General features: G+C 71.7%; 24 protein-coding genes. 14 read left to right on the top strand and 10 right to left on the bottom strand.

What is annotated here, in order from left to right; all coding sequences use genetic code 11:
- Positions 1-260: 260 nt before the first annotated feature.
- The 8 genes from FHU34_RS22555 to FHU34_RS22520 form a co-directional block, all read right to left on the bottom strand.
- The gene (locus FHU34_RS22555) at positions 261-1,133 is read right to left on the bottom strand and encodes a DUF6492 family protein (protein ID WP_145783754.1); all 873 of its coding nucleotides are present in this window, start codon (positions 1,131-1,133) and stop codon (positions 261-263) included.
- 47 nt (positions 1,134-1,180) lie between these two features.
- The gene (locus tag FHU34_RS22550) at positions 1,181-2,218 is read right to left on the bottom strand and encodes a TolB family protein (protein ID WP_145783751.1); all 1,038 of its coding nucleotides are present in this window, start codon (positions 2,216-2,218) and stop codon (positions 1,181-1,183) included.
- On the bottom strand, positions 2,215-3,495 hold the full coding sequence (locus tag FHU34_RS22545) for an MFS transporter (protein ID WP_145783749.1): 1,281 nt from the start codon (positions 3,493-3,495) through the stop codon (positions 2,215-2,217). The genes FHU34_RS22550 and FHU34_RS22545 overlap by 4 nt, the downstream gene beginning before the upstream one ends.
- A gap of 72 nt (positions 3,496-3,567) precedes the next feature.
- Positions 3,568-4,689 (bottom strand): DegT/DnrJ/EryC1/StrS family aminotransferase, encoded by a 1,122-nt coding sequence (locus tag FHU34_RS22540; RefSeq protein WP_145783747.1) that lies wholly within the window; start codon positions 4,687-4,689, stop codon positions 3,568-3,570.
- A complete protein-coding gene (locus FHU34_RS22535) occupies positions 4,686-5,369 on the bottom strand; it encodes an acetyltransferase (RefSeq protein WP_145783745.1) in 684 nt (227 codons plus the stop codon). Before FHU34_RS22535 ends, FHU34_RS22540 begins: the two co-directional genes overlap by 4 nt.
- The gene (locus tag FHU34_RS22530) at positions 5,366-6,514 is read right to left on the bottom strand and encodes a DegT/DnrJ/EryC1/StrS family aminotransferase (RefSeq protein ID WP_244311796.1); all 1,149 of its coding nucleotides are present in this window, start codon (positions 6,512-6,514) and stop codon (positions 5,366-5,368) included. Before FHU34_RS22530 ends, FHU34_RS22535 begins: the two co-directional genes overlap by 4 nt.
- A complete protein-coding gene (locus FHU34_RS22525) occupies positions 6,511-7,509 on the bottom strand; it encodes an NAD-dependent epimerase/dehydratase family protein (protein WP_145783743.1) in 999 nt (332 codons plus the stop codon). The genes FHU34_RS22530 and FHU34_RS22525 overlap by 4 nt, the downstream gene beginning before the upstream one ends.
- Positions 7,506-8,579 carry a Gfo/Idh/MocA family protein gene (locus tag FHU34_RS22520; protein ID WP_145783741.1) on the bottom strand — a complete coding sequence of 358 codons (1,074 nt, stop codon included), beginning with the start codon at positions 8,577-8,579 and terminating at the stop codon, positions 7,506-7,508. The genes FHU34_RS22525 and FHU34_RS22520 overlap by 4 nt, the downstream gene beginning before the upstream one ends.
- A 318-nt stretch (positions 8,580-8,897) precedes the next feature.
- On the opposite strand from FHU34_RS22520, the gene FHU34_RS22515 reads away from it, so the two are divergent.
- The 3 genes from FHU34_RS22515 (at position 8,898) to FHU34_RS22505 (ending at position 11,359) form a co-directional block, all read left to right on the top strand.
- A complete protein-coding gene (locus FHU34_RS22515; RefSeq protein WP_145783739.1) occupies positions 8,898-9,515 on the top strand; it encodes an acyltransferase in 618 nt (205 codons plus the stop codon).
- Between the two features lie 162 nt (positions 9,516-9,677).
- The gene (aroC, locus tag FHU34_RS22510) at positions 9,678-10,856 is read left to right on the top strand and encodes a chorismate synthase (protein WP_145783737.1); all 1,179 of its coding nucleotides are present in this window, start codon (positions 9,678-9,680) and stop codon (positions 10,854-10,856) included.
- The gene (locus tag FHU34_RS22505) at positions 10,856-11,359 is read left to right on the top strand and encodes a shikimate kinase (RefSeq protein WP_145783732.1); all 504 of its coding nucleotides are present in this window, start codon (positions 10,856-10,858) and stop codon (positions 11,357-11,359) included. Before aroC ends, FHU34_RS22505 begins: the two co-directional genes overlap by 1 nt.
- Before the next feature lie 45 nt (positions 11,360-11,404).
- Here FHU34_RS22505 and FHU34_RS22500 read toward each other — a convergent pair whose 3' ends face one another.
- Positions 11,405-12,133 carry an alpha/beta fold hydrolase gene (locus FHU34_RS22500; protein WP_145783729.1) on the bottom strand — a complete coding sequence of 243 codons (729 nt, stop codon included), beginning with the start codon at positions 12,131-12,133 and terminating at the stop codon, positions 11,405-11,407.
- A 79-nt stretch (positions 12,134-12,212) separates the two neighbouring features.
- Between FHU34_RS22500 and FHU34_RS22495 the strand changes: the two genes are divergently transcribed.
- The 5 genes from FHU34_RS22495 (at position 12,213) to nusB (ending at position 16,155) form a co-directional block, all read left to right on the top strand.
- Entirely contained in the window at positions 12,213-13,211 is a 999-nt protein-coding gene (locus FHU34_RS22495; RefSeq protein WP_145783724.1) for a helix-turn-helix transcriptional regulator, read from the top strand.
- 10 nt (positions 13,212-13,221) lie between these two features.
- Positions 13,222-14,301, top strand: coding sequence for a 3-dehydroquinate synthase (gene aroB, locus FHU34_RS22490; RefSeq protein ID WP_145783720.1), 1,080 nt, complete (start codon positions 13,222-13,224; stop codon positions 14,299-14,301).
- Positions 14,298-14,729 carry a type II 3-dehydroquinate dehydratase gene (gene aroQ / locus FHU34_RS22485; RefSeq protein ID WP_145783718.1) on the top strand — a complete coding sequence of 144 codons (432 nt, stop codon included), beginning with the start codon at positions 14,298-14,300 and terminating at the stop codon, positions 14,727-14,729. Before aroB ends, aroQ begins: the two co-directional genes overlap by 4 nt.
- A 434-nt stretch (positions 14,730-15,163) precedes the next feature.
- The gene (gene efp, locus FHU34_RS22480) at positions 15,164-15,721 is read left to right on the top strand and encodes an elongation factor P (protein WP_088990319.1); all 558 of its coding nucleotides are present in this window, start codon (positions 15,164-15,166) and stop codon (positions 15,719-15,721) included.
- Between the two features lie 23 nt (positions 15,722-15,744).
- A complete protein-coding gene (gene nusB, locus FHU34_RS22475) occupies positions 15,745-16,155 on the top strand; it encodes a transcription antitermination factor NusB (protein ID WP_197699491.1) in 411 nt (136 codons plus the stop codon).
- A 69-nt stretch (positions 16,156-16,224) separates the two neighbouring features.
- Here the strand turns inward: nusB and bldD are convergent, their stop codons facing one another.
- The gene (gene bldD, locus FHU34_RS22470; protein ID WP_007458348.1) at positions 16,225-16,713 is read right to left on the bottom strand and encodes a transcriptional regulator BldD; all 489 of its coding nucleotides are present in this window, start codon (positions 16,711-16,713) and stop codon (positions 16,225-16,227) included.
- A 290-nt stretch (positions 16,714-17,003) separates the two neighbouring features.
- On the opposite strand from bldD, the gene pyrR reads away from it, so the two are divergent.
- The 6 genes from pyrR to FHU34_RS22440 are packed head-to-tail and all read left to right on the top strand — an operon-like array spanning position 17,004 to position 25,435.
- Positions 17,004-17,588, top strand: coding sequence for a bifunctional pyr operon transcriptional regulator/uracil phosphoribosyltransferase PyrR (gene pyrR, locus FHU34_RS22465; protein WP_145783716.1), 585 nt, complete (start codon positions 17,004-17,006; stop codon positions 17,586-17,588).
- A gap of 55 nt (positions 17,589-17,643) precedes the next feature.
- Entirely contained in the window at positions 17,644-18,570 is a 927-nt protein-coding gene (locus FHU34_RS22460; protein ID WP_145783713.1) for an aspartate carbamoyltransferase catalytic subunit, read from the top strand.
- Complete coding sequence (locus FHU34_RS22455) at positions 18,567-19,844, top strand: dihydroorotase (protein ID WP_145783711.1); 1,278 nt, start codon at positions 18,567-18,569, stop codon at positions 19,842-19,844. Before FHU34_RS22460 ends, FHU34_RS22455 begins: the two co-directional genes overlap by 4 nt.
- On the top strand, positions 19,844-21,007 hold the full coding sequence (gene carA / locus FHU34_RS22450) for a glutamine-hydrolyzing carbamoyl-phosphate synthase small subunit (RefSeq protein WP_145783709.1): 1,164 nt from the start codon (positions 19,844-19,846) through the stop codon (positions 21,005-21,007). Before FHU34_RS22455 ends, carA begins: the two co-directional genes overlap by 1 nt.
- The gene (gene carB, locus FHU34_RS22445) at positions 21,000-24,392 is read left to right on the top strand and encodes a carbamoyl-phosphate synthase large subunit (protein ID WP_145783707.1); all 3,393 of its coding nucleotides are present in this window, start codon (positions 21,000-21,002) and stop codon (positions 24,390-24,392) included. Before carA ends, carB begins: the two co-directional genes overlap by 8 nt.
- Positions 24,389-25,435, top strand: a complete 1,047-nt coding sequence (locus tag FHU34_RS22440; RefSeq protein ID WP_167524878.1) for a quinone-dependent dihydroorotate dehydrogenase — start codon at positions 24,389-24,391, stop codon at positions 25,433-25,435. The genes carB and FHU34_RS22440 overlap by 4 nt, the downstream gene beginning before the upstream one ends.
- Positions 25,436-25,642 lie beyond the last annotated feature (207 nt).

Raw genomic sequence — 25,642 nt, 5'->3', positions numbered from 1 at the left:
CCGGAAGCCCGGCCGCCGTTCGCACGCCTGGCGTCGCTGGTCATGGTCGTCGTCGATCCGTTGAATCGCCGCACCATGCTCTCGTTCCTACCCTTGGATCGGGATCCTTCAGTGGAGGGCTGGCCAGAGCGTACCGCCCTGGCGTGACCCACGGAATCGTCCTGTTTCACCGGTCAGCGCGCCGGACGGCCGGGTTCAACCACCGCGTCGGGCCGTCGGTGTATCCGGGCCGCTCTCGCACGTCACATTGTCGTCCGTGGTCAGGCCAGGGAAAGGTCGGCCAGTGCCCTTCGACGCAGCGGCGTGGGCGTTTTGGACTTGGCGGAGATCATCACCGCGATGTCGTGATCCTGGATCTCGCCGAGAAACGTCCGCATCGCGCGTTCGTCCAATGGGGTTTCTTCCCAGTAGGAGTGGCAGAGGGTGTCCGCGACGCGGAAGGAGTCGACATTCGTTCCCGCCCCGGCAACCTCATCGACATAGACGCCGTACAGCGTCCACTCGGAGAAGTGCAGTTTCGCCCCGATCGCGTCCGCCCACCGACGCCCGGTCACCGACTCCACCCGGGCCAGCAGCCGCCGTACGACGGCCGGATCCCACGCCAGCAGCGACGAGACGTAGTCGGGGTAGGGCGGCGCGGCCGCCGGCACACCGAGCAGGGACCGGGCGACCTGGTGCCAGATCACGTGCCGGGGCAGCCGCTCGTCGACCTCGTCGGGTTTGCGATAGAAGCGGACGACCTCGTCACGGCGGAAGGTGTCGGCGGAGAACGGCCGGACGAACTGGATGTCCGAGTCGACCAGCACGACGACGTCGGCGTCTGATCGTGCCGCGGCCGCGAGCTTGATGATCTGCTGCAGGATCCAGCCGCGCAACGGCGGGAACGGGCGACGAAGGTTGACCGAGAGGTTCCCACCCGGCAGGGACCGGAAGGATCGGGGCAGGAAATCCGCCTCGTCGTGGATCACCGCGCGCGGCCCGCTCAACTGACCGAACAGTGCCAGATCGGCTCGCGGCACGATGATGTGGTGGCGGATCGAATCCGGCGCGTGCGCCAGCACCGAGCGGTGCAGGTCGGCGCAGCGGTCGAAGTCCGGCCCGAAGCTGGGGGTGATGATGGCCAGTCGTGACATGCCAGGAGTCCTTCTGTCGGCCGGCGGTGGGCCCGGCTTTTCGGTGTTCACCGGACCACTGCCGGCGACCAGGCGTCGGATACCAGCAGCTCGGGACCGCCCCGGCCGTCGGCCGGGCTTGACCAGATGTCGCTGGTCGCCGTCCCGGTGCCGCCGCGGGGCAGCGCGTAGATGATTCTCGTGTCGTCGAGCCATTCGACCTGGTCATCGACGCTGCGGGTCTCGGCGAGCAGCGTCTCGGTGCCGGTCGCGAGGTCGTAGACGGCGAGGCGCCAGCGGCCGGGCGGCAGGTCGCCGTGCTTCTTGAAGGCGATTCGGGTCCCGTCCGGGGAGAGCGACGGGCACTCGGCGTCCTCCCGCAGGGCGGTCACCCGGCGGGCGGCGAGACTCCCCTCGACCAGCCAGGTCTTCCCCCCGGATGCGGCGGTGGCGTAGAACCGGTCGTCGTCGGCGAAGGTCACCCCCCACAGGTTCTTGTCCACGGCGGTGACCACCGCACCCTCGACGACGAGTGGGAACTGCTCGACGTCCCCGATCACCTCACCCGCGGTCCGGCTGATCACGGTACGGGTGGAGAACTGCCCCGGATTCGCGTACGAGTCCCCGAAGACGAACGTGGTCGTCGCCACCAGCGACCCGTCCGGCGACAACCGGGCCCGGCTCGGTGTGCCGACCAGCGGTAGGTCGCGCCGCGCCGACCAGCCCGCGTCGAGCAGCCGCGCCCGGTACGTGGTCAGCAGGCCCCGCTCGGCGGAGAGGCAGATCGCCTCGTCCCGGGTCGCGTAGACCCGCTCGCACGCGGCGTCGGTGACCGCGCGGGGCCCGGCCGGCGCCGAGAGCGGGACCATGGCCACCCGGCCGTAGTCGGCGCCGAGGGCCGTGTTGCGGAAGACCAGGTGTGGCACGTCGCGCACCATGGCGAGGTCGTCCCGCGTCGGCGCGCCGGTCGCCGACGTCCGTGCGGCGGTCAGGTCCCGGCGGGCCTGCCAGACATAACCGCCCGCGCCGAGGAACGCCACCAGCAGCACCACTGCCAGCGCCGTCAGCCGCGCCCGTGGCCCGAGCCCACCCATCCGCCCGCTCATGCCGGCACTCCACCGGGTCGGGCGCCGGGGAGCGTCGCCGGGGTCGGACGATCGATGCCACGCAGCAGCCAGGCGGCGATCGGCACGGCGACCGCGAGCAGGGCGGCGAAGAGCAGCAGCGCCGGGCGGGGACCCTGGATGCTCCAGAGCAGACCGAATAGCACCGACGCGGCGAACCGGGCCAGCGCCACGGTGGTTTGGGCGGCGGCGATGCCGCTTCCTCGTGCCCGGGCGCCCACGAGGCGGCTCACCAACGCCGCCAGCACGCCGTCGGTGGCGGCGTAGAAGGTGCCGAGCAGCACCAGGACCGCGAGGGTCCCGCCGACGCCGCTGCTGGGCAGCGTCGCGAGCAGATAGGCGCCCAGCAGCGCCAGGTGACCGGCGACCAGCACCCGGCCGCGGCCGACCCGGTCGGCCAGCAGCCCCATGGGTACGGCCAGCGCCAGGTAGGCGACGTTGGTCCCCACGTAGAGCAGGGGGAAGTAGCGGGCGGTGAAGTCGTCCCGGTCCTGCAGGAGCAGGTAGAGGAAGCCGTCGCCGATGGTCAGCAGGCCCAGCAGTGCGGCGGCCAGCAGCGGTCGCCGCAGACCTCGTCCGGCGACCTCCGAGAACACCTCGCGCAGAGTGGCCCGGGCCGCGCCGGCCGCCGTCGGCAGGTCCGGCACGAGCAGCACCAGCACCGCAACCCCGGCGACGGCGAAGGCGAACGAGACGACGAAGATCGAGTCGTAGCTGCCAGGGACGGCCGCGAGCAGCGCGAAGGCGACCAGGGGGCCGATGGCGGCGCCAAGGGTGTCCAGCGCCCGGTGCACGCCGAAGGCCCGCCCCAGCACGTCCGGTTGCGACGCCGCAGCGATCAGGGCGTCCCGGGGGGCGGTGCGCAGGCCCTTGCCCAACCGGTCGGCGGTGACCACCGCGGTTATCGCAGCGAAGCCAGCCGCGGGCAGCATCGCCAGGCGGCTCAACGCCGATGCGGCGTACCCGGTCACCGCCACCCACTTCGGTCGCTGCCCGCGGTCGCCGACATAGCCTCCGGCGATCCGTACCAGCGCGCTGACGCCCTGGTAGATGCCGTCCAGGAAGCCGTACGCGACAGGGCTCAGGCCGACCACGGCGGTCAGGTAGAGCGGCAGGATCGAGGCCACCATCTCCGACGACACGTCGGTGAGAAGACTGACCGTGCCGAGCAGCACGACCGTCCCGGACACCCGGCGCACGGCGCTGCGGGCCCGGCTCGTACCGGCATCGTCCGGCCGGTCCCGCAGCGTCACGTACACGACATCTCCATCCCCAGGTTCGCCTGCCCGTCCGCCGCCCGGGTCGCCTGCGACCTGGGGGAGCAGACCCGCTCAGCCGGCCAGCGCGGCGGTCAGCGCGGCGACGACGGCCTGTTGCTGGTCGGCGGTGATCTGCGGATAGATCGGCAGCGAGAGCAGTTCGGTCGCGATCCGCTCCGCGTGCGGGAAGGCCCCCTGCGGGTAGCCGAGGCCGGCGAAGGCTTTCGTCAGGTGCACCGGCACGGGGTAGTGGATCCCCGCCCCGACGCCGCTCGCGTTGAGCCGCGCCAGCACGCGGTCCCGGCGGGCCGGGGTGCCGTCGCCGGGGACCCGGAGACAGTAGATGTGCCAGACGTGCTCGTTGCCCGGCAGGGTCACCGGGCGGAGCACGTCGACCGACTCCAGCAGCGCGTCGTACCGGGCGGCCGCGGCCCGGCGCAGCGCGTTCCAGTTGGCCAGCCGGGCCAGCTTGGCGCGGAGCACGACCGCCTGGAGGCCGTCCAGTCGGCTGTTCACACCGATGACGTCGTGCACGTACTTCTGCACGCCGCCGTGGCTGCCGAGGGTGCGGACCATGGTGGCGACGTCGGCGTCGGCGGTCACCACGGCGCCGGCGTCGCCGTACGCCCCCAGGTTCTTGCCGGGGTAGAAGCTCGTCGCGGCGATGCCGTCGACACCGGCGCCGCGTCCGTGCCGGGTGGCGCCCTGGCACTGCGCGGCGTCCTCGACGATGGCGATGTCACGTCCGGCCAGGCCGTCGCGTAGGCGCTCCACCGGGGCCAGTTGGCCGTAGAGGTGTACCGGGATGATCGCCCGGGTGGCCGGCGTGATCGCGGCCAGCGCCGCGTCGACGTCGATCAGGTACGAGTCGGGATCGCAGTCGACAAGCACCGGTCGGGCGCCGGCACGGGCGACGGCCTCGGCGGTGGCGATGAAGGTGTTCGTGGGCAGGATCACCTCGGCGCCTCCTCCGACGCCGACGGCGCGTAGTGCCAGTTCGAGCGCGTCGGTGCCGTTGGCGACCCCCACGCAGTGGTTCACCCCGGCGAACGCCGCGTACTCGCGTTCGAAGGCGGCCACCTCGGGGCCGCCGATGAAGGCGGTGTCCGCCAGGACCCGCTTGAAGCCGACGGCGACCTCCTCCGCCACCTCGGCGTGCGCAGCCTGCAGGTCCACCAACGGAATCGCGGTCATCGTGCGAGCACTCCCTGCAGAGTTGGCTGACGGACGGGACGGAGGAAGCGGGCCGGATTGCCGGCCCACACCTCGTCGGGGGGTACGTCGCTGAGCACGACCGCACCCATGCCGATGATCGATTTCGCGCCGACGGTGAGCGATTCGCGGATCAGCGCCCCTGCCCCGAGGTAGGCGCCGCGGCCGATCCGCACGGAACCGGAGATCCGCACGCCCGAGGCGATCGTGACGTGGTCGGCGACGATGTCGTCGTGGGTGAGCACGGTCTGCGGCATGATCGCCACGTGCGCGCCGACCGTGACGTCGGCGGTCAGGACGACCTGGGCCAGCAGCACCGAGCCCGGCCCGACCGTGCAGCCGGCGGGCACCTCGGCCGACGGGTGGACGACGCTTGCGTACCGTGCCACCGGCAGGCCCAGCCGCCGTACCACCCGCTCGCGGACGCCGGGGTCGCGGGCGTTGGCGACACAGACCACCACGGCGGCATCGGGCAGGTCGGCGATCGCGTCCAGCGGGCCCAGCACCGGCAACCCGGCACGGGTCACGCCGTGCAGGGCGGGGTCGTCGTCGAGGAAGCCCCGTAGTCGCCAGGTCGGCGCCACCGCGTTGATCGCCGCGACGGTGGCCGCCGTCTCCCGAGCCATTCCGCCGGCACCGACGATCACGAGATCGTTGGTCATCGGCGGACCAGTCCACGAAGCGTTCCGACGATGTGGTCCTGGTCGTCCTCGGTGAGCGCATGGTGCAGGGGCAGGACCAGCGAGTCGCGTGTGATCCGCTCGGTCACCGGCAGCGGGGCCGGTTTGACGCCCGCGTACGCCGGCTCCAGGTGCGACGCCATGATGCCGCGCCGGGCGGACACTCCGGCGGCGGCGAGCGCGGCGAGGGTTTCGTCGCGTCCGACGCCGAACTCGTCGGTGAGCAGCACCCAGAACGTCTGGAAATTGGTGCGGCCGTGCGCCGGGTCGCGGACCGCGACCGCACCGGGCACGTCGGCCAGCAACTCGTGGTACCGCGCGGCGAGGTGGCGACGCTGCGCCACGATGTCCCTGAGCTTGCCGAGTTGGACCAGGCCGATGGCGGCCTGGATGTCGGTCATCCGGTAGTTGTAGCCCGTCTCCAGGTACGCCTCGAGGATCGGTTGGGCGCTCGCGTGCCGGTCCGCGGCCGACACGTTCATCCCGTGCTCGCGCAGCCGGCGCAGCCGCACCGCCCAGTCCGCGTCGTCGGTGGTGATCATCCCGCCCTCGCCGGTGGTGAGGAGCTTTCGCGGGTGGAACGACCACGCCGCGAGCAAAGCCCCGGCACCGACCGGAGCACCGTTCACCGTAGAGCCGGCCGCGCACGCCGCGTCTTCGATCAGCGACACGCCCCAGCGGTCGGCGGCGGTCCGCAGCGCGGACACCTCGGCCGGCACGCCGCCCTGGTGCACGGCGATGACGGCCCTGGTGCGCGGGGTGCGCACCGCGTCGAGCGTCGCCACCGTGACGTTGCCGGTGGTGATGTCCACATCGGCGAAGACGGGCCGCGCTCCGACGTAGCGGACCGCGTTGGCGGTGGCGATGAACGACAGCGACGGGACGATCACCTCGTCACCGGGCTGCACCCCGACCGCGACGAGCGCGAGGTGCAGCGCCGTGGTGCAGGAGCTGACGGCGACGCCGTGGGCCGCCCCGACACTGGCGGCGAACGCGGCCTCGAACGCCGCGACCCGCGGGCCCTGGGCGACCCACCCCGAGCGGACAGCGTCCGCCGCGGCCAGTGCCTCCTCCTCGCCGAGCGCGGGGAGCATCACCGGGATGCGGCGGGCCGCCTCGATGGTCACCGCGCCTCCTGGGACCCGCCGTGGGCGGGCTGCTCCGCGCGCCACCACTCGACCAGCCCCTGGAGGCCTTCCCGAAGACCGATCTCCGCCCGGAAGCCGAGTGCCCGCGCGGCGGCGGAGGTGTCGGCGAGTCGCCGGGTGACCCCGTTGACCGTCCGCGCCGGGCCGTACTCCGGGGACAGGTCGCTCTTCATCACCGACAGCAGCGTGCGGGCGAGCTCGTTGAGGCTGGTCTCGACCCCACTGGCGATGTTGAACACCTCGTCGGTGTGCGCCGACTCGGCGGCCAGGATGTTGGCCCGGGCGATGTCGACAACGTCCACGAAGTCCATCGTCTGGGTGCCGTCGCCGAGGATCAGCGGGGGGAGGCCCGCGTCGATGCGCTCCATCCAGCGGATCAGCACCTCGGTGTACAGCCCGTGGACGTCCATCCGCTGGCCGTACACGTTGAAGTACCGCAGGGCCACATAGTCCAACCCGTACATCCCGTGGAAGCTGCGCAGCATGCCCTCGTTGAACGCCTTGGCGGCCCCGTAGAACGTGTCGTTGTTGTACGGGTGGTGCCGTTCGCCGGTGGGGAACTCCTCGGCCAGGCCGTAGACCGACGCCGACGACGAGGCGATCACCTTGCGGACGCCCTCGGCGGCGGCAGCCTCCAGCACGTTGAACGTGCCGTCGACGAGCACCTCGTTGGCCAGTCGGGGCTCCTCGGCGCACTGCGTGATCCGGATGGCGGCGAGGTGGAAGACCAGGTCCTTGCCCCGGGTGACGTCGCGGACGAGGTCGACGTCGCGGATGTCGCCCTCCACCACGCGCACCCGGTCGCTCTGCAGCGCCCACGCCAGGTTCTCGCGCCGGCCGCGTACGAGGTTGTCGAGGACGACGACCTCGCTGGCACCGCCGCGCACGAGTAGGTCGACCACGTGCGAGCCGATCGTGCCGGCTCCGCCCGTCACCAGGGCACGCGCATTCTTGACCGAAACCGCCGCACTCATCGTTCGGACTCTCCTTCCAGATCGACCATCACGCCACCCTTGGTGAGACTGTGCGAGGCTGCCTGCAGGATCTGCAGGACCCGTAGGCCGCTTCGGCCGTCGGTGAGCGCGGGCGATCCGCTGCGGATGGCGCGCGCGTACTCCTCGACCATGGTCCGCAGCGCCTCGCGCTCGGTCAGTGCCGGCGCCACCATGTCCCCCGAGCGGTAGGACACGAGCACGTCGTGGCGTTCTTCGGCGCCGAGTTCGTCCGGCGTCGCCACGTCGACGCCCCGATCGAAGATCGCCAGCCGCTGGCTGGGGTTGAGGTCGTCCCAGACCAGGGTGCGCTTGGAGCCACCGATGATGGTGGTGCGGATCTTGACGGGGGAGAGCCAGTTGACGTGGATGTGTGCGATCGCACCGGTGTTGAGTCGGAGCGTGAGGTACGCGACGCAACTACGGCCGGCGCCGATGCCGTCGACACCGTGCGCGGCGACGGCCACCGGCACGACGCCCGGCGGCAGCACGAAGTCCAGGATGGACAGATCGTGCGGCGCCAGGTCCCAGATCACGTCGATGTCCCGCTGGACCAGACCGAGATTGATGCGAACCGAGTCGAGGTAGTGCAGCTCGCCCAGCTCACCCGCGTGCAGCAGCTCACGGATGCGGAGAACAGCCGGGGTGTAGCAGTAGGTGTGGTCGCACATGAGCGTGAGCCCGCGCCGGTCGGCTTCCTCGACGAGTTGGCGGCCCTCGTCGTAGGTGGCGGCGAGGGGCTTCTCCACCAGCACGTGCTTGCCGGCGCGCAGCGCGGCCAGCGCCACCGGCAGGTGGGTGCCGGCCGGGGTGGCGATCGCGACGGCCTGCACCGCGTCATCGGCCAGCACGGTGTCGAGGTCGTCGGTGACCTGCACGGTCGAGTAGTCCCCAAGCACGCGGCGGGCCCGGTCGACGTCGAGGTCACACAGCCAGCGCAGCCGGAACGCCGTGGATCCCTGGAAGTTGCGAACCAGGTTGGGGCCCCAGTAGCCGGCGCCGATGACGGCGATCCCGATGGGTTGGTCGGAGACGGCAGGTGAAGAAGTCACGGTGATCCGTTTCGTCTACGGCGGTTCGTGGTGGGCGACCAAGAGCCGACGTCCGACACAGCGCAGTGTCGGACCAGGATTGGCACCCGTTGACCTGGCCCGCCCCGGGAAGCTACCGGCCGCAGATCGGCGTGGACAGCGCTGTGTCGGATTTCGGCGGGCCGCCGCTGGGGAACCCATACCTTCGGCCCAGGCGCACCGGCTGTCGGTCGCGTCAATTCGAGCCGACGGGTGCGTGACACGGGCCGCCTCAAGGGCAGCCGGCGGTCCGCGCTGGTTCCTACAGTGATGGGCACCGAACTCACGACGAGGAACGAGATGACCGATTCTGTGGAGCCACACCGCAACGACGTGTTCGTTGCACCCGGCGCCGATGTCGACGTACGCGCGACGATCCAGCCTGGCACGAAGATCTGGCATCTCGCCCAGGTGCGGGAGGACGCCCGCCTCGGGCACGACTGCGTGATCGGCCGGGGCGCGTATGTCGGACCGGGCGTACGCCTCGGCGACAACGTGAAGGTCCAGAACTACGGTCTCGTCTACGAGCCCGCCGTGCTGGGCGACGGCGTCTTCGTGGGGCCTGCGGCAGTGCTCACCAACGACGAGTACCCGCGGGCGGTGACGCCGGAGGGCCGGCTCAAGGGTGGCGACGACTGGACAGCGGTCGGGGTCACCGTGGGGGAGGGCGCGGCGATCGGAGCTCGGGCCGTCTGTGTGGCGCCCGTGACGGTTGGCCGTTGGGCGTTGATCGCCGCGGGCGCCGTCGTCACCACGGACGTGCCCGACTTCGCGCTCGTGGTTGGCGTCCCGGCCCGCAGGGTGGGCTGGGTGGGTCGGGCGGGCGAGCCGCTGGTCGCCAAGGGCGACGGCCGGTTCGTCTGTCCGCGCACGGGCGGTGAGTACCGGGAACTGGCTGGTGTGCTGACGGAGGTGTGAGGGCGGGGAGACCCCTGACCTGGGTCGCTGAGGTCGCTGCCGGCCGGGCTGCCCGGCGCGCCGCCCCGATCCCAGGTTTCCCCTCGGGCCGGGGGCGTCCACCGGGCGGGACACGGCGGGCAGCGTGTCCGGGCGGTGGCCGGGCGTGACAGACTGATCGCTGTGTTGCGTTGGCTGACTGCAGGTGAATCGCACGGTCCCGCCCTCGTCGCGATGATGGAGGGGGTGCCGGCCGGCATCGAGGTGACCACCTCCGTGATCGCCGACGAGCTGGCCCGCCGGCGGCTGGGCTACGGCCGCGGCGCCCGGATGTCGTTCGAGCGGGACGAGGTCGAGCTGCTCGGCGGTCTGCGCCACGGCGTCACGCTGGGCAGCCCGGTGGCCATCCGGGTCGGCAACTCCGAGTGGCCGAAGTGGCAGACCGTGATGGCCGCCGACCCGGTCGACCCCGACGAGCTGGCCCGCCAGGCCCGCAACGCCCCGCTGACCCGACCCCGGCCGGGCCACGCGGACCTGGCCGGCATGCAGAAGTACGGCCACACCGACGCCCGGCCGATCCTGGAACGCGCCAGCGCCCGGGAGACCGCCGCCCGGGTCGCCGTCGGCGCGGTCGCCAAGGCGCTGATCCGTCAGGCGCTCGGCATCGAGATCGTCTCGCACGTCGTCGAGCTGGGCCCAGTGGCCGCGAAGCCCGGTCTGCGTCCGGTCCCGTCCGACGCCGCCCGCATCGACGCTGACCCGCTGCGCTGCCTCGACCCGGAGGCCAGCGCCCTGATGGTCGCCGAGGTCGACGCCGCGAAAAAGGCCGCCGACACCCTCGGCGGCGTGGTCGAGGTGTTGGCGTACGGGGTGCCGCCGGGGTTGGGCAGTCACGTGCAGTGGGACCGCAAGCTCGACGCTCGACTGGCCACCGCGCTGATGTCGATCCAGGCCATCAAGGGTGTGGAGATCGGTGACGGCTGGCAGCAGGCCCGGTCCCGTGGCTCGGAGGCGCACGACGAGATCATTCCGTCCGCCACCGGCGTCCGCCGGGTCACCGACCGGGCGGGTGGCCTGGAGGGTGGCATCACCACCGGGGAGCCGTTGCGGGTCCGCGCGGCGATGAAGCCGATCTCCTCGCTGAACCGGGCCCTCTCCACTGTGGACGTCTCCACCGGTGAGCCGGCCACCGCGATCAACCAGCGTTCCGACGTCTGTGCGGTGCCGGCCGCGGCGGTTGTCGCCGAGGCGATGGTGGCGCTGGTGCTCGCCGAGGCGGCCACCGAGAAGTTCGGCGGCGACTCGATCGCCGAGATCCGCCGCAACCTGGCCGGTTACCTCGACGCGCTGGTCATCCGCTGATGGCACCGGTCGTCGTGCTGGTCGGCGCGCCCGGCTGCGGCAAGACCACCGTCGGGCGGGCGCTCGCCGACACCCTCTCGGTGGAGTTCCGCGACACCGACATCGACATCGAGCAGATGGCCGGCAAGCCGATCCCGGAGATCTTCATCGACGAGGGTGAGGCTCACTTCCGTACCCTCGAGCGGGCCGCGGTGGCGGCGGCGCTGGCCGGCGGCACGGGCGTGCTCGCCCTCGGCGGCGGCGCGGTGTTGGCCGAGGAGACCCGGGCCGCCCTGGTCGGGCACCGGGTGGTGTACCTCTCGGTCGAGTTGCCCGACGCGGTGAAGCGGGTCGGGCTCGGCGCGGGCCGCCCGCTGCTGGCGATCAACCCGCGGGCGACCCTCAAGCACCTTCTGGACCAGCGTCGGCCGCTCTACGCCGAGGTGGCCACCGAGACGGTGACCACCGACGGCCGGACCCCGGCGGCGGTCGTCGCCGAGATCGCCGCGCTGCTGCCCCGCTGACGTCCGCACCCGCCGGGGCGGGCTGCCCCCGATTCGGGTCTCTGCTCAGCCCCGGGCGGCCGCGTCGAGGATGTCGGCGAGAGCCTTCGGTTCGCTGAGCATCGGCCAGTGCCCGGTCGGCAACTCGAACAGGTGGCCGCCGGCCAGCCCGGTGAAGAACGGGTGCCCTTCGTCGATCATCTGCCGGACCACGGCGAGCGGGAAGGTGCTGGCGACCAGCGCGGTCGGCACCGGACGACCGCCGGTGCGGCGGACCGGGTCGGTGGCCGCGCGCAGCGGCTGCGGGGTGGCCCGGGCGCGCAGCAGAGCCAACGTGGGCTCGTCCAGACCGGCCAGGTTGGTCGGGTCGGCGGTCGGATCCCAGGCCGGCGGCGGCAGCAGGTCACCGTCGCCGATCGCGGCCCGGAGTCGTTCCTGCTCCTCCGGCGGCACCGTGTCGAACTGCGCGGTGCCGTCCGGCAGTGGTCCGCTCTCCACGTAGACCACCCGGGCGATCCGGTCCGGGATGCGGTCGGCCGCCTGCGCGACCGGCATGCCGCCACCGGAGTGCCCGACCAGCAGCACGTCGCGCAGATCCTCGACCTCGATCAGCCGGACGATGTCCGCTGTGTGCGTCTCCAGGCCGACCTCCGGCCCGGCGAGGTGGTCCCGCTCGGCCAACCCGGTCAGGGTCATCGGGTGGACCTCGTGCCCCTGCGCCCGCAACGTCGCGGTCACCTCCCGCCACGCCCAGGCGCCCAACCAGAACCCCGGAACCAGCACGAACGTCGCCATCTGTCGCTCCTTCTCTCGGTTACCGACAGACCGTACGATCGAATGCGGGCAGAATCCGCCCGGTTTGGAGGAGTGGCCCGTGTCACATCCCGCCGGTCGGGTGCTGGCTCTCCTCGAGGTGTTGCAGACCCGGCACCGCGCTACCGCCGCCGAGCTGGCCGGCTGGCTCGGCGTCGACGAGCGGACCGTGCGCCGGTACGCGGCCACCCTGGTCGAGCTGGGCATCCCCGTCACCGCCGACCGAGGCCGCTACGGCGGCTACCGGCTGCACTCCGGATACAAGCTGCCGCCGCTCATGCTCACCGACGACGAGGCGGTGGCCGTGCTGCTCGGCCTGGTCGTCGCCGAACGGGTCGGGCTCGCCACCGAGCAGCCGGCCACCGCCACCGCCCTGGCGAAGATCCGCCGGGTGCTGCCGGCGGCGCTCGCCGACCGGCTCGCCGCCGTGCAGGAGCACCTGGGCTTCACCCTGCGTCGACCGGAGCAGGAGCGCGGGCCGGCGTCGGGCACCCTGCTCACGCTCGCCTCGGCGGCCCGACACCGGCAACGGGTGGCACTCGACTACCGCTCCTGGCGGGGCGAGCGCTCGCACCGGGAACTCGACCCGTACGGGCTGGTCTTCCACGCCGGCCGTTGGTATGTCACCGGCCACGACCACCGGCGGGGGGAGGTCCGCACATTCCGGCTGGACCGCATCGGCGCCGTCACGCCGGGCGAGGCGACGTTCACCGTGCCGGACGGCTTCGAGGCGGTCGCCTGGGTGACGCGGTCCCTCGCTGGTGTGCCGTACCAGCACGAGGTGGAGGTGTTACTCGAGACCGACCTGGTCGCCGCCCGTCGCCGCATCCCGCCCAGCGTGGCCGAGTTGACCGCCACCACCGACGGGGTGCTGCTGCGGGCTCGGGCGGAGAGCCTGCCCGGTATGGCCGCGCTGCTCTCCGGTCTGGGCTGCCCCTTCACCGTGCGACAGCCGGAGGCCCTGCGCACCGCCGTGGCCGAGCACGCCCGCCGACTGGCGGAGTGGGCCGCCCGGCCAGCAGGTGGACAGACACCGTCGCCGCGCCGCCCGCTGGACTAGGCTGCCGGCGATGGACGAGGTGACCCGGATTCCGGTCGGCGGCGAGCGGCCGTACGACGTGTTGGTGGGGCGTGACCTGCTGGGCGCGCTGCCCGGCCTGCTGCCCGGGGCGAGTCGGGCGGCGGTGCTGCACGCGCCCCCGCTCAAGGCCCTCGCGGACGCGGTTGGCGAGCGGCTGCGCGCCGCCGGCATCGAGCCGCTGCCGATCGAGGTGCCCGACGCCGAGTCGGGCAAGCAGATCGACGTCGCCGCTGCCTGTTGGGACCGGCTCGGGGAGGCCGGGTTCACCCGCACCGACGCGGTGGTCGGGGTGGGCGGCGGTGCGGTGACCGACCTGGCCGGCTTCGTCGCGGCCTGCTGGTTGCGCGGGGTGCGCTGGGTTCCGGTGGCGACCTCGCTGCTGGGCATGGTCGACGCCGCCGTCGGCGGCAAGACGGGCATCAACACGGCCGCCGGCAAGAACCTGGTGGGCTCGTTCCACCCGCCGGTCGGGGTCCTCGCCGACCTGGCGACCCTGGACAGCCTGCCCGCTGTCGACGTCGCGGCCGGGCTCGCCGAGGTGGTCAAGTGCGGCTTCATCGCCGACCCGGTGATCCTCGACCTGGTCGAGCGCGATCCGGCGGCTGCCACCGACGTGTGTGGGCCGGCGACGCGGGAGCTGATCGAGCGGGCGATCCGGGTCAAGGCCGACGTGGTCGCCGGTGACCTGCGCGAGTCGGGGTTGCGGGAGGTGCTCAACTACGGTCACACCCTCGCCCACGCGATCGAGCAGAACGAGGGCTACCGGTGGCGGCACGGCCACGCCGTCGCTGTCGGCCTGGTGTACGCCGCTGCGCTGGCGCGCCTCGCCGGCCGGCTGGACGCCCCGACCGCCGACCGGCACCGGGTCACCCTGACCGCGCTCGGTCTGCCGGTGAGCTACCCGGCTGACGCGTGGCCGCGCCTGCTGGCGACCATGCGGGTGGACAAGAAGGCCCGGGGCAGCCGGCTGCGGTTCGTGGTGCTCGACGGGCTGGCCCGCCCGGCGATGTTCGAGGGCCCGGACGACGCGCTGCTGGAGGCCGCCTACCAGGAGGTTTCCAACCCGTGAAGGTCTACGTCCTGAACGGGCCGAACCTGGGCCGGCTGGGCACCCGCGAGCCCGAGGTGTACGGCGCGACCACCTACGCCGACCTGGTCGCGCTCTGCGAGGCCACCGGTCGGGAGCTGGGGCTGGACGTGACGGTCCGGCAGACCGACGCCGAGCACGAGCTGCTCGGCTGGCTGCACGCGGCGGCCGACGAGGGCGCCGCCGTGGTGCTCAACCCGGCCGCCTGGTCGCACTACTCGTACGCCGTGCGGGACGCCTGCGCCATGCTGCGGGGGCCGTTGGTGGAGGTGCACCTCTCCAACATCCACGCCCGCGAGGAGTTCCGGCACCATTCGGTGGTGTCCGCGGTGGCGACCGGGGTGATCTGCGGCCTCGGCATCGACGGTTATCGCCTCGCACTGCACCACCTGGCCGCCCGAGCCGCCTGACCGGCGGCTTCCCGCCCGCCGCACCCGACCTTTCACCGCCTTTCGCGCCGGTCTGTGAAATATCACCCATTGTGATCGCCGACTCTCGTCGGCGAGCGTCACTCCGCGTCCCCCGCCCGGCGCTAGGGCACCTGCCTGCTCGCTCCCTTTGCTCTGCACCTGCGGATGCGACAGGGCGGTGAGCTGCGAATATGTGAGCTGCGTTGCCGCAGGTGCGACAGCCTGCCGGTACGGTGCGTGACTGTCGCATATAGGCATGCAAAGCAAAGGGGATCGACCAGGGGAGGGGTGCCTCCCTGGAAAGTTGCTCTGCGTTACCTGCGTGGGTGTCGATGCCCAAGGGATGGTCCGCGCCGAAGTAGGGCGGTCAGCGAGTCTCGGCGCAGCTAGTAGACTCGTAAGGTCTGTCCGCCAATTGATGATCAAGGCAGGAAATGGCCTCCACCAACGACCTCAAAAACGGCCTGGTACTCAACCTGGACGGCGAGCTCTGGGCCGTCGTCGAGTTCCAGCACGTCAAGCCCGGTAAGGGTGGTGCCTTCGTGCGCACCACGCTGAAGAACGTGCTGTCCGGGAAGGTGGTCGACAAGACCTTCAACGCGGGCACCAAGGTCGAGACCGCGACCGTTGACAAGCGCACGATGCAGTACCTGTACGCCGACGGCGAGGACTTCGTCTTCATGGATCTGGAGACCTTCGACCAGATCACCGTGCCCGGTGGCACCGTCGGCGAGGCAGCCAACTACCTGCTGCCCGAGGCGGAGGCGACCGTCGCCCAGCACGAGGGTGTGCCGCTCTACATCGAGCTGCCCACCAGCGTCGTGCTGGAGGTCACCTACACCGAGCCGGGCCTGCAGGGCGACCGTTCCACCGGTGGCAACAAGCCGGCGACCGTGGAGACCGGCGCCACCGTGCAGGTGCCGCTGTTCATCACCACCGGCGAGAAGATCAAGGTCGACACCCGCGACGGCCGTTACCTCGGCCGCGCCTGATGGCTGAGGGTTCCAAGCAGCAGATGCCGGCGCGCCGCAAGGCGCGCAAGCGGGCGCTGGATGTCCTCTACGAGGCCGACCTGCGGGACAAGCCTCCGGTGGAGGTGCTCGCCGGGTACGTGCAGCGGATCGAGCAGCCCCGACCGGAGCACCTGGGTTACGCGGTGGGCCTGGTCGAGGGTGTCGCCGAACACCTCAACCGGATCGACGAGCTGATCGCCAGCTACGCCGAGGGTTGGACGCTGGACCGGATGCCGGTCGTCGACCGGAATCTGGCTCGGATCGCCGTCTACGAGTTGCTCTACGTCGACGAGATCGACGACGCGGTGGCGATCAGCGAGGCCGTGGAACTGGCCCGGCAGATGTCCACCGACGATTCGCCGCGCTTCCTCAACGGGGTGCTCGGCCGGATCGCCGAGTACGCCACCCGCTGATCGAAGCGGCACCACGATCGAAAAGGGCCCGTGCCGGATGGCACGGGCCCTTTCGGGTGGAGCTGTCGCTCAGGAGGCGAAGAACGCCCGGGGGTCGGCCACCAGCACGCCGTGCTCGGTGAGCCGCTCGATCAGGCCCGACGGTGAGGCGTCGTACACGATCGCGAGTGCCCGCAGGTCGTCGGCGCGGATCGAGAGCACCCGGCCGTTGTAGTCACCACGCTGCTGCTGGATGGCGCGGGCGTAGCGCGCGACGTAGGCCAGGTCCTCGGAGGCCTCGTCGTAGAGCCGCTCCAGGTCCAGGACGATCTTGCTGGTGGGCTCGTGCCGGACGCCGCTGCCGTCAGGCAGCAACTCCGAGACGGGGACACGGTAGAACTCGGCCAACTCGGCCAGGCGGGACACCGTCACGGCCCGGTCGCCGCGCTCGTACGAGCCGACCACCACGGCCTTCCACCGCCCGTTCGACTTTTCCTCCACACCCTGCAGGGAGAGACCCTGCTGCTGGCGGATGGAGCGCAGGCGGGCGCCCAGCGACTTGGCGTATTCAGAGGGCATTCGGACACTCCCAGTGCTGCTCGGGGTTCTCCCGTCGATCGCTACGGAGCGTGACGGTACGGGGAATGGGACACCTGGTCAAGTGGTCGTGACCCTACCGTTGGGGAGCGTCCGGGAAGTTATCCCCTTTTCGTGGTCCTGACCCGGTGGTCAGCGGCCGCCGTCCATCGGCCCGGTGACCACTGGTAACGTGGCGTGAAGCCCCGGCCCAGGTCCGCTCCCGCGGTCCGGCCGGAGGTGCCCGACATCCTTTAACGACCCGTCCCGTGAGGCGGGGAAGGAGGTCCGCCGTGGCATACCCACCGGCTGCCCGCTCGTCACCACCGCGACAACCCTCGGTGAAGGTGATCCTCGCCAGCGCCGACGTGCAACGCGTGGTCGACCGCATCGCCCACCAGATCCTGGAGAAGACCCAGGGTGCCGCCAACACGGTGCTTCTTGGGATTCCCACGAGAGGTACCCCTCTGGCGCGGCGGCTCGCCGACCGGATCAGCACCTTCGAGGACGTCGCCGTACCCGTGGGTGTGCTCGACATCACCCTCTACCGCGACGACCTGCGCCGGCACGCCACCCGCGCGGTCGGCCCGACCGAGTTGCCGTCCAGCGGCATCGACGGCAAGCGGGTCATCCTCGTCGACGACGTGCTGTTCTCCGGCCGTACCGTCCGGGCCGCGCTCGACGCGCTCAACGACGTCGGCCGCCCGGCCTCCGTCCAGCTCGCCGTCCTGGTCGATCGCGGTCACCGGGAGTTGCCGATCCGCGCCGACTACGTCGGCAAGAACATCCCGACCTCGCTCGCCGAGAGCGTGAAGGTGACGCTCGCCGAGATCGACGGCGTGGACGAGGTCAAGCTCTACGGGGGACCAGCCCAGTGAGCGCGAGGAGTGCAGCGCAGCGGAGCCCCGCAGTCGCGAACGAAAGGCCAGCAGAGTGATCAAGCATCTGCTCTCCGGCGCGGACCTGGACGCCGCCACCGCCACCGAGATCCTGGACACCGCCGCCGAGATGGCCACCGTCGCCGGCCGGGAGATCAAGAAGCTGCCCGCGCTGCGCGGCCGGACCGTGGTGAACCTCTTCTACGAGGACTCCACCCGTACCCGGATCTCGTTCGAGGCGGCGGCGAAGCGCCTCAGCGCCGACGTGATCAACTTTTCCGCGAAGGGGTCCAGCGTCACCAAGGGCGAGAGCCTGAAGGACACCGCGTTGACCCTGCAGGCCATGGGCGCCGACGCCGTCGTCGTCCGGCACCCCGCCTCCGGCGCTCCGCACCGACTGGCCAACTGGGTCGACGGTTCGGTCGTCAACGCCGGCGACGGCACCCACGAGCACCCCACCCAGGCGCTGCTGGACGCGTACACCATGCGGGCCCGGCTGGGCCGGCTGGCCGGCCTGTCGGTCGCCGTGGTCGGGGACGTCCTGCACTCCCGTGTCGCCCGCTCCAACGTGCTGCTGCTCTCCACCCTCGGCGCCAAGGTCACCCTGGTCGGCCCGCCGACACTCATCCCGGTCGACATCGCCGGAGCCCTCGCCCCCGGCACCGACGTCTCCTACGACCTCGACTCCGTGCTGCCCAACGTGGACGTGGTGATGATGCTGCGGGTGCAGCGGGAACGGATGAACGACTCCTACTTCCCCTCCGCGCGCGAGTACGCCCGCCGCTACGGGCTGGACGGCCCCCGGATGCGCCGGCTGCCCGAGCACGCGATCGTCATGCACCCCGGCCCGATGAACCGGGGGATGGAGATCACCGCCGAGGTCGCCGACTCACCCCGCTCCACGATCGTCGAACAGGTCACCAACGGGGTCTCCGTGCGGATGGCTGTCCTTTACCTGCTGCTCGGAGGGAACAACCGGTGAGCGCGTACCTGATCACCAACGTGAGCGTCGTCGGTGGCCCGCCGACCGACCTGCTGATCCGCGACGGCGTGGTCGCCGAGGTCGCCGACGGCCTGTCCGCGCCGGACGCCACAGTCGTCGACGGCACCGGGCTGGTCGCCCTGCCCGGCCTGGTCGACCTGCACACCCACCTGCGCGAACCCGGTCGGGAGGACGCCGAGACCGTCGAGTCCGGATCCCGCGCCGCCGCACTCGGCGGCTACACGGCGGTCTGCGCCATGGCCAACACCTCCCCGGTGGCGGACACCGCCGGTGTGGTCGAGCAGGTCTGGCGGCTCGGCCGGGAGGCCGGCCTGGTCGACGTGCAACCGATCGGCGCGGTCACCGTCGGGCTGGCCGGCGAGCGCCTGGCCGAGCTGGGCGCGATGGCCGATTCCGCGGCCCGGGTGCGGATCTTCTCCGACGACGGGCACTGCGTCGCCGACCCGAAGCTGATGCGTCGCGCCCTGGAATACGTCAAGGCGTTCGACGGGATCATCGCCCAGCACGCCGAGGAGCCGCGGCTCACCGAGGGCGCCCAGATGCACGAGGGCGAGGTCTCCACCCGGCTCGGGCTGATCGGCTGGCCGGCGGTCGCCGAGGAGGCGATCATCGCCCGCGACGTGCTGCTCGCCGAACACGTCGGCAGCCGACTGCACGTCTGCCACGTCTCCACCGCCGGCAGCGTCGAGGTGCTGCGCCAGGCAAAGTCACGCGGGGTACGCGTCACCGCCGAGGTAACCCCGCACCACCTGCTGCTCACCGACGAGCGCGCCGAGACCTACGACCCGGTCTTCAAGGTCAACCCGCCGCTGCGGACGGCCGCGGACATCGCCGCGTTGCGCGCCGCGCTCGCCGACGGGGTGATCGACATCATCGCCACCGACCACGCCCCGCACGCCGTGGAGGACAAGGAGTGCGAGTGGGCGTACGCCCGGCCGGGGATGCTCGGTCTGGAGACGGCCCTGTCCATCGCGCTCGACGTGCTCGGCCCCGAGTGGGACCTGATCGCCGAGCGGATGTCGCGTACCCCCGCCCGGATCGCGGGGTTGACCGGGCACGGCGTCGACCCGGCACCCGGCGTGCCGGCCAACCTGACAGTGGTCGACCCGGCCGCCCGCCGCACCATCGAACCGGCGGAGCTGGCCAGTCGCAGTCGCAACACCCCGTACGCCCGCATGACGTTGCCGGGTCGCATCGTGGCGACCTTCCTGCGCGGCGAGCCGACGGTCCTGGACGGAAAGGCAGTCAAGTAATGGCCAAGCGCAGGCCCGCGATCCTCGTACTCGAGGACGGGCGCACGTTCCCCGGCGAGGCGTACGGCAGCGTCGGCGAGACCTTCGGCGAGGCGGTCTTCAACACCGGCATGACCGGCTACCAGGAGACGCTCACCGACCCGTCGTACCACCGGCAGGTGGTGGTGCAGACCGCGCCGCACATCGGCAACACCGGCGTCAACGGCGAGGACGACGAGTCCGGCCGGATCTGGGTGGCCGGTTACGTCGTGCGCGACCCGGCCCGGATCGGCTCGAACTGGCGGGCCACCGGCGGCCTCGAGGACCGGCTCGCCACCGAGGGTGTGGTGGGCATCAGCGGGGTGGACACCCGGGCGTTGACCCGGCACCTGCGGGAGCGGGGCGCCATGCGGGTGGGCATCTCCAGCGTCGAGAAGGACCCGCAGAGCCTGCTGGCCCGGGTCCGGCAGGCACCGCAGATGACCGGCGCGGACCTGTCCGCCGAGGTGACCACCGCCGAGCCGTACGTCGTCGAGGCCCTCGGCGAGCACCGGTTCACCGTGGCGGCGCTGGATCTCGGCATCAAGCGCAACGTGCCCCGTCGGCTCGCCACGCGTGGGGTGACCACCCACGTGCTGCCGGCCTCGTCGACGATCGAGCAGCTCCTGGCCACCGGCGCCGACGCGATCTTCCTGTCGCCCGGCCCCGGCGACCCGGCCACTGCCGACGGCCCGGTGGCGCTGGCCCGGGAGGCGCTGCGGCGGGAGGTGCCGCTGTTCGGCATCTGCTTCGGCAGTCAGATCCTCGGGCGGGCGCTCGGCTTCGGCACCTACAAGCTGGGCTACGGCCACCGCGGGATCAACCAGCCGGTGCTCGACCGGGCCACCGGCAAGGTCGAGGTGACCAGCCACAACCACGGCTTCGCGGTCGAGGTGCCCGGTGCGGGCGCCGGCGCGGTGGTTCCCGACCAGGTGATCGACACGGACTTCGGTGGCGTGCGGGTGTCGCACGTCTGCCTCAACGACAACGTGGTCGAGGGGCTGCGGGCCGTGGACGTACCCGCGTTCACGGTCCAGTACCACCCGGAGGCGGCGGCCGGCCCGCACGACGCCGACTACCTCTTCGACCGTTTCGCGGAACTGATCGAAGGCAAGACCCACAGCAAGGGGCGCAGCAATGCCTAAGCGGACCGATCTCAAGCACATCCTGGTGATCGGCTCGGGGCCGATCGTCATCGGGCAGGCCTGCGAGTTCGACTACTCCGGCACCCAGGCCTGTCGGGTGCTGCGCAGTGAGGGGATCCGGGTCAGCCTGGTCAACTCCAACCCGGCCACGATCATGACGGACCCGGAGTTCGCCGACGCGACCTACGTCGAGCCGATCACCCCGGAGTTCGTGGAGCTGGTCATCGCCAAGGAACGCCCGGACGCGATCCTGGCGACCCTCGGCGGGCAGACCGCGCTGAACACGGCGGTCGCCCTGCACGAGGGCGGCATCCTGGAGAAGTACGGCGTGGAGTTGATCGGCGCGAACATCGACGCCATCAACCGCGGCGAGGACCGGCAGCTGTTCAAGGAGATCGTGGCGAAGGCCGGCGTACGCCTGGGTGTCGAGGACCCGAACGGGCTGGTGCCCCGCTCCCGGGTCTGCCACTCGATGGAGGAGGTCGAGGCGACAGTCGCCGAGCTGGGCCTGCCGGTGGTGATCCGGCCGTCGTTCACCATGGGTGGCCTGGGTTCCGGCATGGCGCACACCTCGGAGGACCTGGCCCGCATCGCCGGCGATGGTCTCGCCGCCAGCCCGGTGCACGAGGTGCTCATCGAGGAGAGCGTGCTCGGTTGGAAGGAGTACGAACTCGAACTGATGCGCGACCGGCACGACAACGTGGTGGTGGTCTGCTCGATCGAGAACGTTGACCCGATGGGCGTGCACACCGGCGACAGCGTCACAGTGGCCCCGGCCATGACGCTCACCGACCGGGAGTACCAGCGCCTGCGTGACCTGGGCATCGCCGTGCTCCGCGAGGTCGGGGTGGACACCGGTGGCTGCAACATCCAGTTCGCGGTCAACCCGGTCGACGGCCGGATCGTCGTGATCGAGATGAACCCCCGGGTGTCCCGTTCCTCGGCGCTGGCCTCCAAGGCGACCGGCTTCCCGATCGCGAAGATCGCCGCGAAGCTGGCCATCGGTTACACCCTCGACGAGATCCCCAACGACATCACCCTGAAGACCCCGGCGGCCTTCGAGCCGACCCTGGACTACGTGGTGGTGAAGATCCCCCGGTTCGCGTTCGAGAAGTTCCCCGGCGCGGACCCGGAGCTGACCACCACGATGAAGTCGGTGGGCGAGGCGATGAGCCTCGGGCGTAACTTCACCGAGGCGTTGAACAAGGCCATGCGCTCGATGGAAACCAAGTCGGCCGGTTTCTGGACGCAGCCCGACCCGGAGGGCGTCACCCTCGCGGACACCCTCGCCGCGTTGCGGATCCCGCACGACGGCCGGCTGTACACGGTGGAGCGGGCGCTGCGCCTCGGCGCGTCGATCGCCGAGGTCGCCGAAGCCTCCGGCGGGATCGACCCGTGGTTCCTCGACCAGATCGCCGCGCTGATCGAGCTGCGCGCGGAGATCGTGGACGCTCCGGTGCTCGACGCCGACCTGCTGCGCCAGGCCAAGCGGGCCGGCCTGTCCGACCGTCAGCTCGCCGCGCTGCGCCCGGAGTTGGCCGCCGAGGACGGCGTACGCACCCTGCGGCACCGCCTCGACGTGCGTCCGGTCTACAAGACGGTGGACACCTGCGCGGCCGAGTTCGAGGCGACGACTCCGTACCACTACTCGACGTACGACCTGGAGACCGAGGTCGTGCCGTCGAACCGGCCGAAGGTGCTGATCCTGGGCTCCGGCCCGAACCGGATCGGTCAGGGCATCGAGTTCGACTACTCCTGCGTGCACGCGGTACAAGCGCTGCGAAGCGCGCCGATCGGTGCAGCCGCTGCGTCCGGTTCCGGTGCTGCAGGCACCGGTTTTGAGACCGTCATGGTCAACTGCAACCCGGAGACCGTCTCCACCGACTACGACACCGCCGACCGGCTCTACTTCGAGCCGCTGACGTTCGAGGACGTCCTGGAGGTCTGGCACGCCGAGGACTCGTCCGGCCGGGCTGCCGGCGGGCCGGGCGTGGTCGGGGTGGTCGTGCAGCTCGGTGGTCAGACCCCGCTGGGGCTGGCGCAGCGGCTCAAGGACGCCGGTGTGCCGATCGTCGGCACCTCCCCGGAGTCTATCCACCTGGCCGAGGAGCGCGGCGCGTTCGGCGCGGTGCTGGCCCGGGCCGGGCTGCGTGCGCCCGCGCACGGCATGGCCACCTCCTACGACGAGGCCAAGACGATCGCCGACGAGATCGGCTACCCGGTGCTGGTCCGGCCGTCGTACGTGCTGGGCGGGCGGGGCATGGAGATCGTCTACGACGACCCGACGCTGCGCGACTACATCGGACGGGCCACCGACATCTCCCCGGACCACCCGGTGCTGGTGGACCGGTTCCTCGACGACGCCATCGAGATCGACGTGGACGCGCTCTGCGACGCCGACGGCGAGGTCTACATCGGCGGCGTGATGGAGCACATCGAGGAGGCCGGCATCCACTCCGGCGACTCGTCCTGCGCGTTGCCGCCGATCACCCTCGCGGGCTCGCACCTGGCCGAGGTCCGCCGCTACACCGAGGCCATCGCGCGTGGCGTCGGCGTCCGTGGCCTGCTCAACGTGCAGTACGCGCTCAAGGACGACGTGCTCTATGTCCTGGAGGCCAACCCGCGGGCGTCGCGGACCGTTCCGTTCGTCTCCAAGGCGACGGCGGTGCCGCTGGCCAAGGCGGCGGCGCGGATCGCGCTCGGCGCGAGCATCGCCGAGCTGCGCGCCGAGGGTCTGCTGCCGGCGACCGGTGACGGGGGCACGATGCCCGCCGACGCGCCGGTCGCGGTCAAGGAGGCGGTGCTGCCGTTCAAGCGTTTCCGGACCCGCTCCGGCAAGGGGATCGATTCGCTGCTCGGCCCGGAGATGAAGTCGACGGGCGAGGTGATGGGCATCGACACCAACTTCGGGCACGCGTTCGCCAAGAGCCAGTCGGCCGCGTACGGGTCGCTGCCGACCGGCGGGAAGATCTTCGTGTCGGTGGCCAACCGGGACAAGCGCGGCATGATCTTCCCGATCAAGCGGCTGGCCGATCTGGGCTTCGAGATCGTCGCGACCACCGGCACGGCTGAGGTGCTGCGCCGGCACGGCATCGCCTGCGAGCAGATCCGCAAGCACTACCAGGCGGGCGAGGGCGACGACGCGGTGTCGTTGATCGGCGGCGGCCACGTGGCGCTGGTGATCAACACGCCGCAGGGCTCGGGTGCCAGTGCCCGCTCCGACGGCTACGAGATCCGCAGCGCCGCCGTCACCGCGGACATCCCCTGCATCACCACAGTGCCCGGGGCGGCCGCGGCCGTGATGGGCATCGAGGCGCGGATCCGGGGCGACATGCGGGTACGCCCGCTGCAGGACCTGCACGCCACCCTGCGGGCGGCCCAGTGACAGTGTTCGAGCGGGTCGTACGACCCGGGTTGTTCCGGCTCGGGGGTGGGGACGCCGAGGCGGCGCACGAGTGGACCCTGCGGCGGTTGGCCGCCGTGTCGCGGCGCCCGGCCGCCCTGGCCGCGCTGCGGGCCCGGTACGCGGTCGACGCGCCGCGCACGGTGTTCGGCGTGCGGTTCCCCAACCCGGTCGGGTTGGCCGCCGGCATGGACAAGGACGGCGCGGCGTTGCCGGCTTGGCCGGCGCTGGGCTTCGGTTTCGTCGAGGTCGGCACTGTCACCGCGCACGCACAGCCGGGCAACCCGCGACCACGGCTGTTCCGCCTGCCGGCCAGCGAGGCGGTGGTCAACCGGATGGGCTTCAACAACGCCGGCGCCGCCGCGTTGGCCGCCCGGCTGGCGGCGCTGCCGCGTCCGCTCGGGGTGCCGTTGGGCATCTCGCTGGGCAAGTCCAAGGTGACCCCGCTGGACGAGGCGGTCGAGGACTACCTCGCCTCGTACCGGGCGCTGCGCGGGCACGGTGACTACTTCGCGGTGAACGTGTCCTCACCAAACACTCCGGGCCTGCGCTCTCTGCAGGACCGCTCCCACCTGGACGCGCTGCTCGGCGCGTTGGTGGGGGAGAAGCCGGTGCTGGTCAAGATCGCCCCTGATCTGACCGAGGCGGCGATCGCCGAACTGCTGGAGGTCTGCCTGGCTCGGGGCGCCGCCGGGGTGATCGCCACCAACACCACGCTGTCCCGCGACGGGCTCGCCGCCGTGGACGCCGAGCGCGGCGAGCAGGCCGGTGGTCTCTCCGGTCGGCCGTTGACCGGCCGCGCCCGGGAGGTGGTGGCCTTCGTACATCGCGAGACCGGTGGTCGGCTGCCCATCATCGGCGTCGGTGGGGTGCTCGACCCGGACGACGCCACTCGGATGTTCGACGCCGGAGCCTCCCTGGTGCAGCTCTACACCGGCTTCATCTACCGGGGCCCGGCCCTGGTCCGGGCTGCCGCCCGGGCGAGTGCCACGGCGGTGACACCGGATCCGGTCGCCGGCCGGTGACCGCACGCGGCGTGGTGCCGGCCCGGCCCGACCCGGCGCCGAGCCGGCTCCGCGCCAAGGAGACCACCCCTGCTACGGGCCCTTTGCTCTGCACCCGCGGATGCACCACAGCCGTCAGTCGGTTGCTCTGCACCCATGGGTGCACCACCGCCACCACCATCACCGCCGCCGCCCGGTTGCTCTGCACCCGTCGGTGCACCACCGCCC

The organism is Micromonospora taraxaci (genome assembly GCF_007830095.1).
GTDB lineage: Bacteria > Actinomycetota > Actinomycetes > Mycobacteriales > Micromonosporaceae > Micromonospora > Micromonospora taraxaci.
The sequence above is the reverse complement of the archived record's forward strand: the minus strand, read 5'-3'. Positions and strand labels throughout refer to the sequence as shown.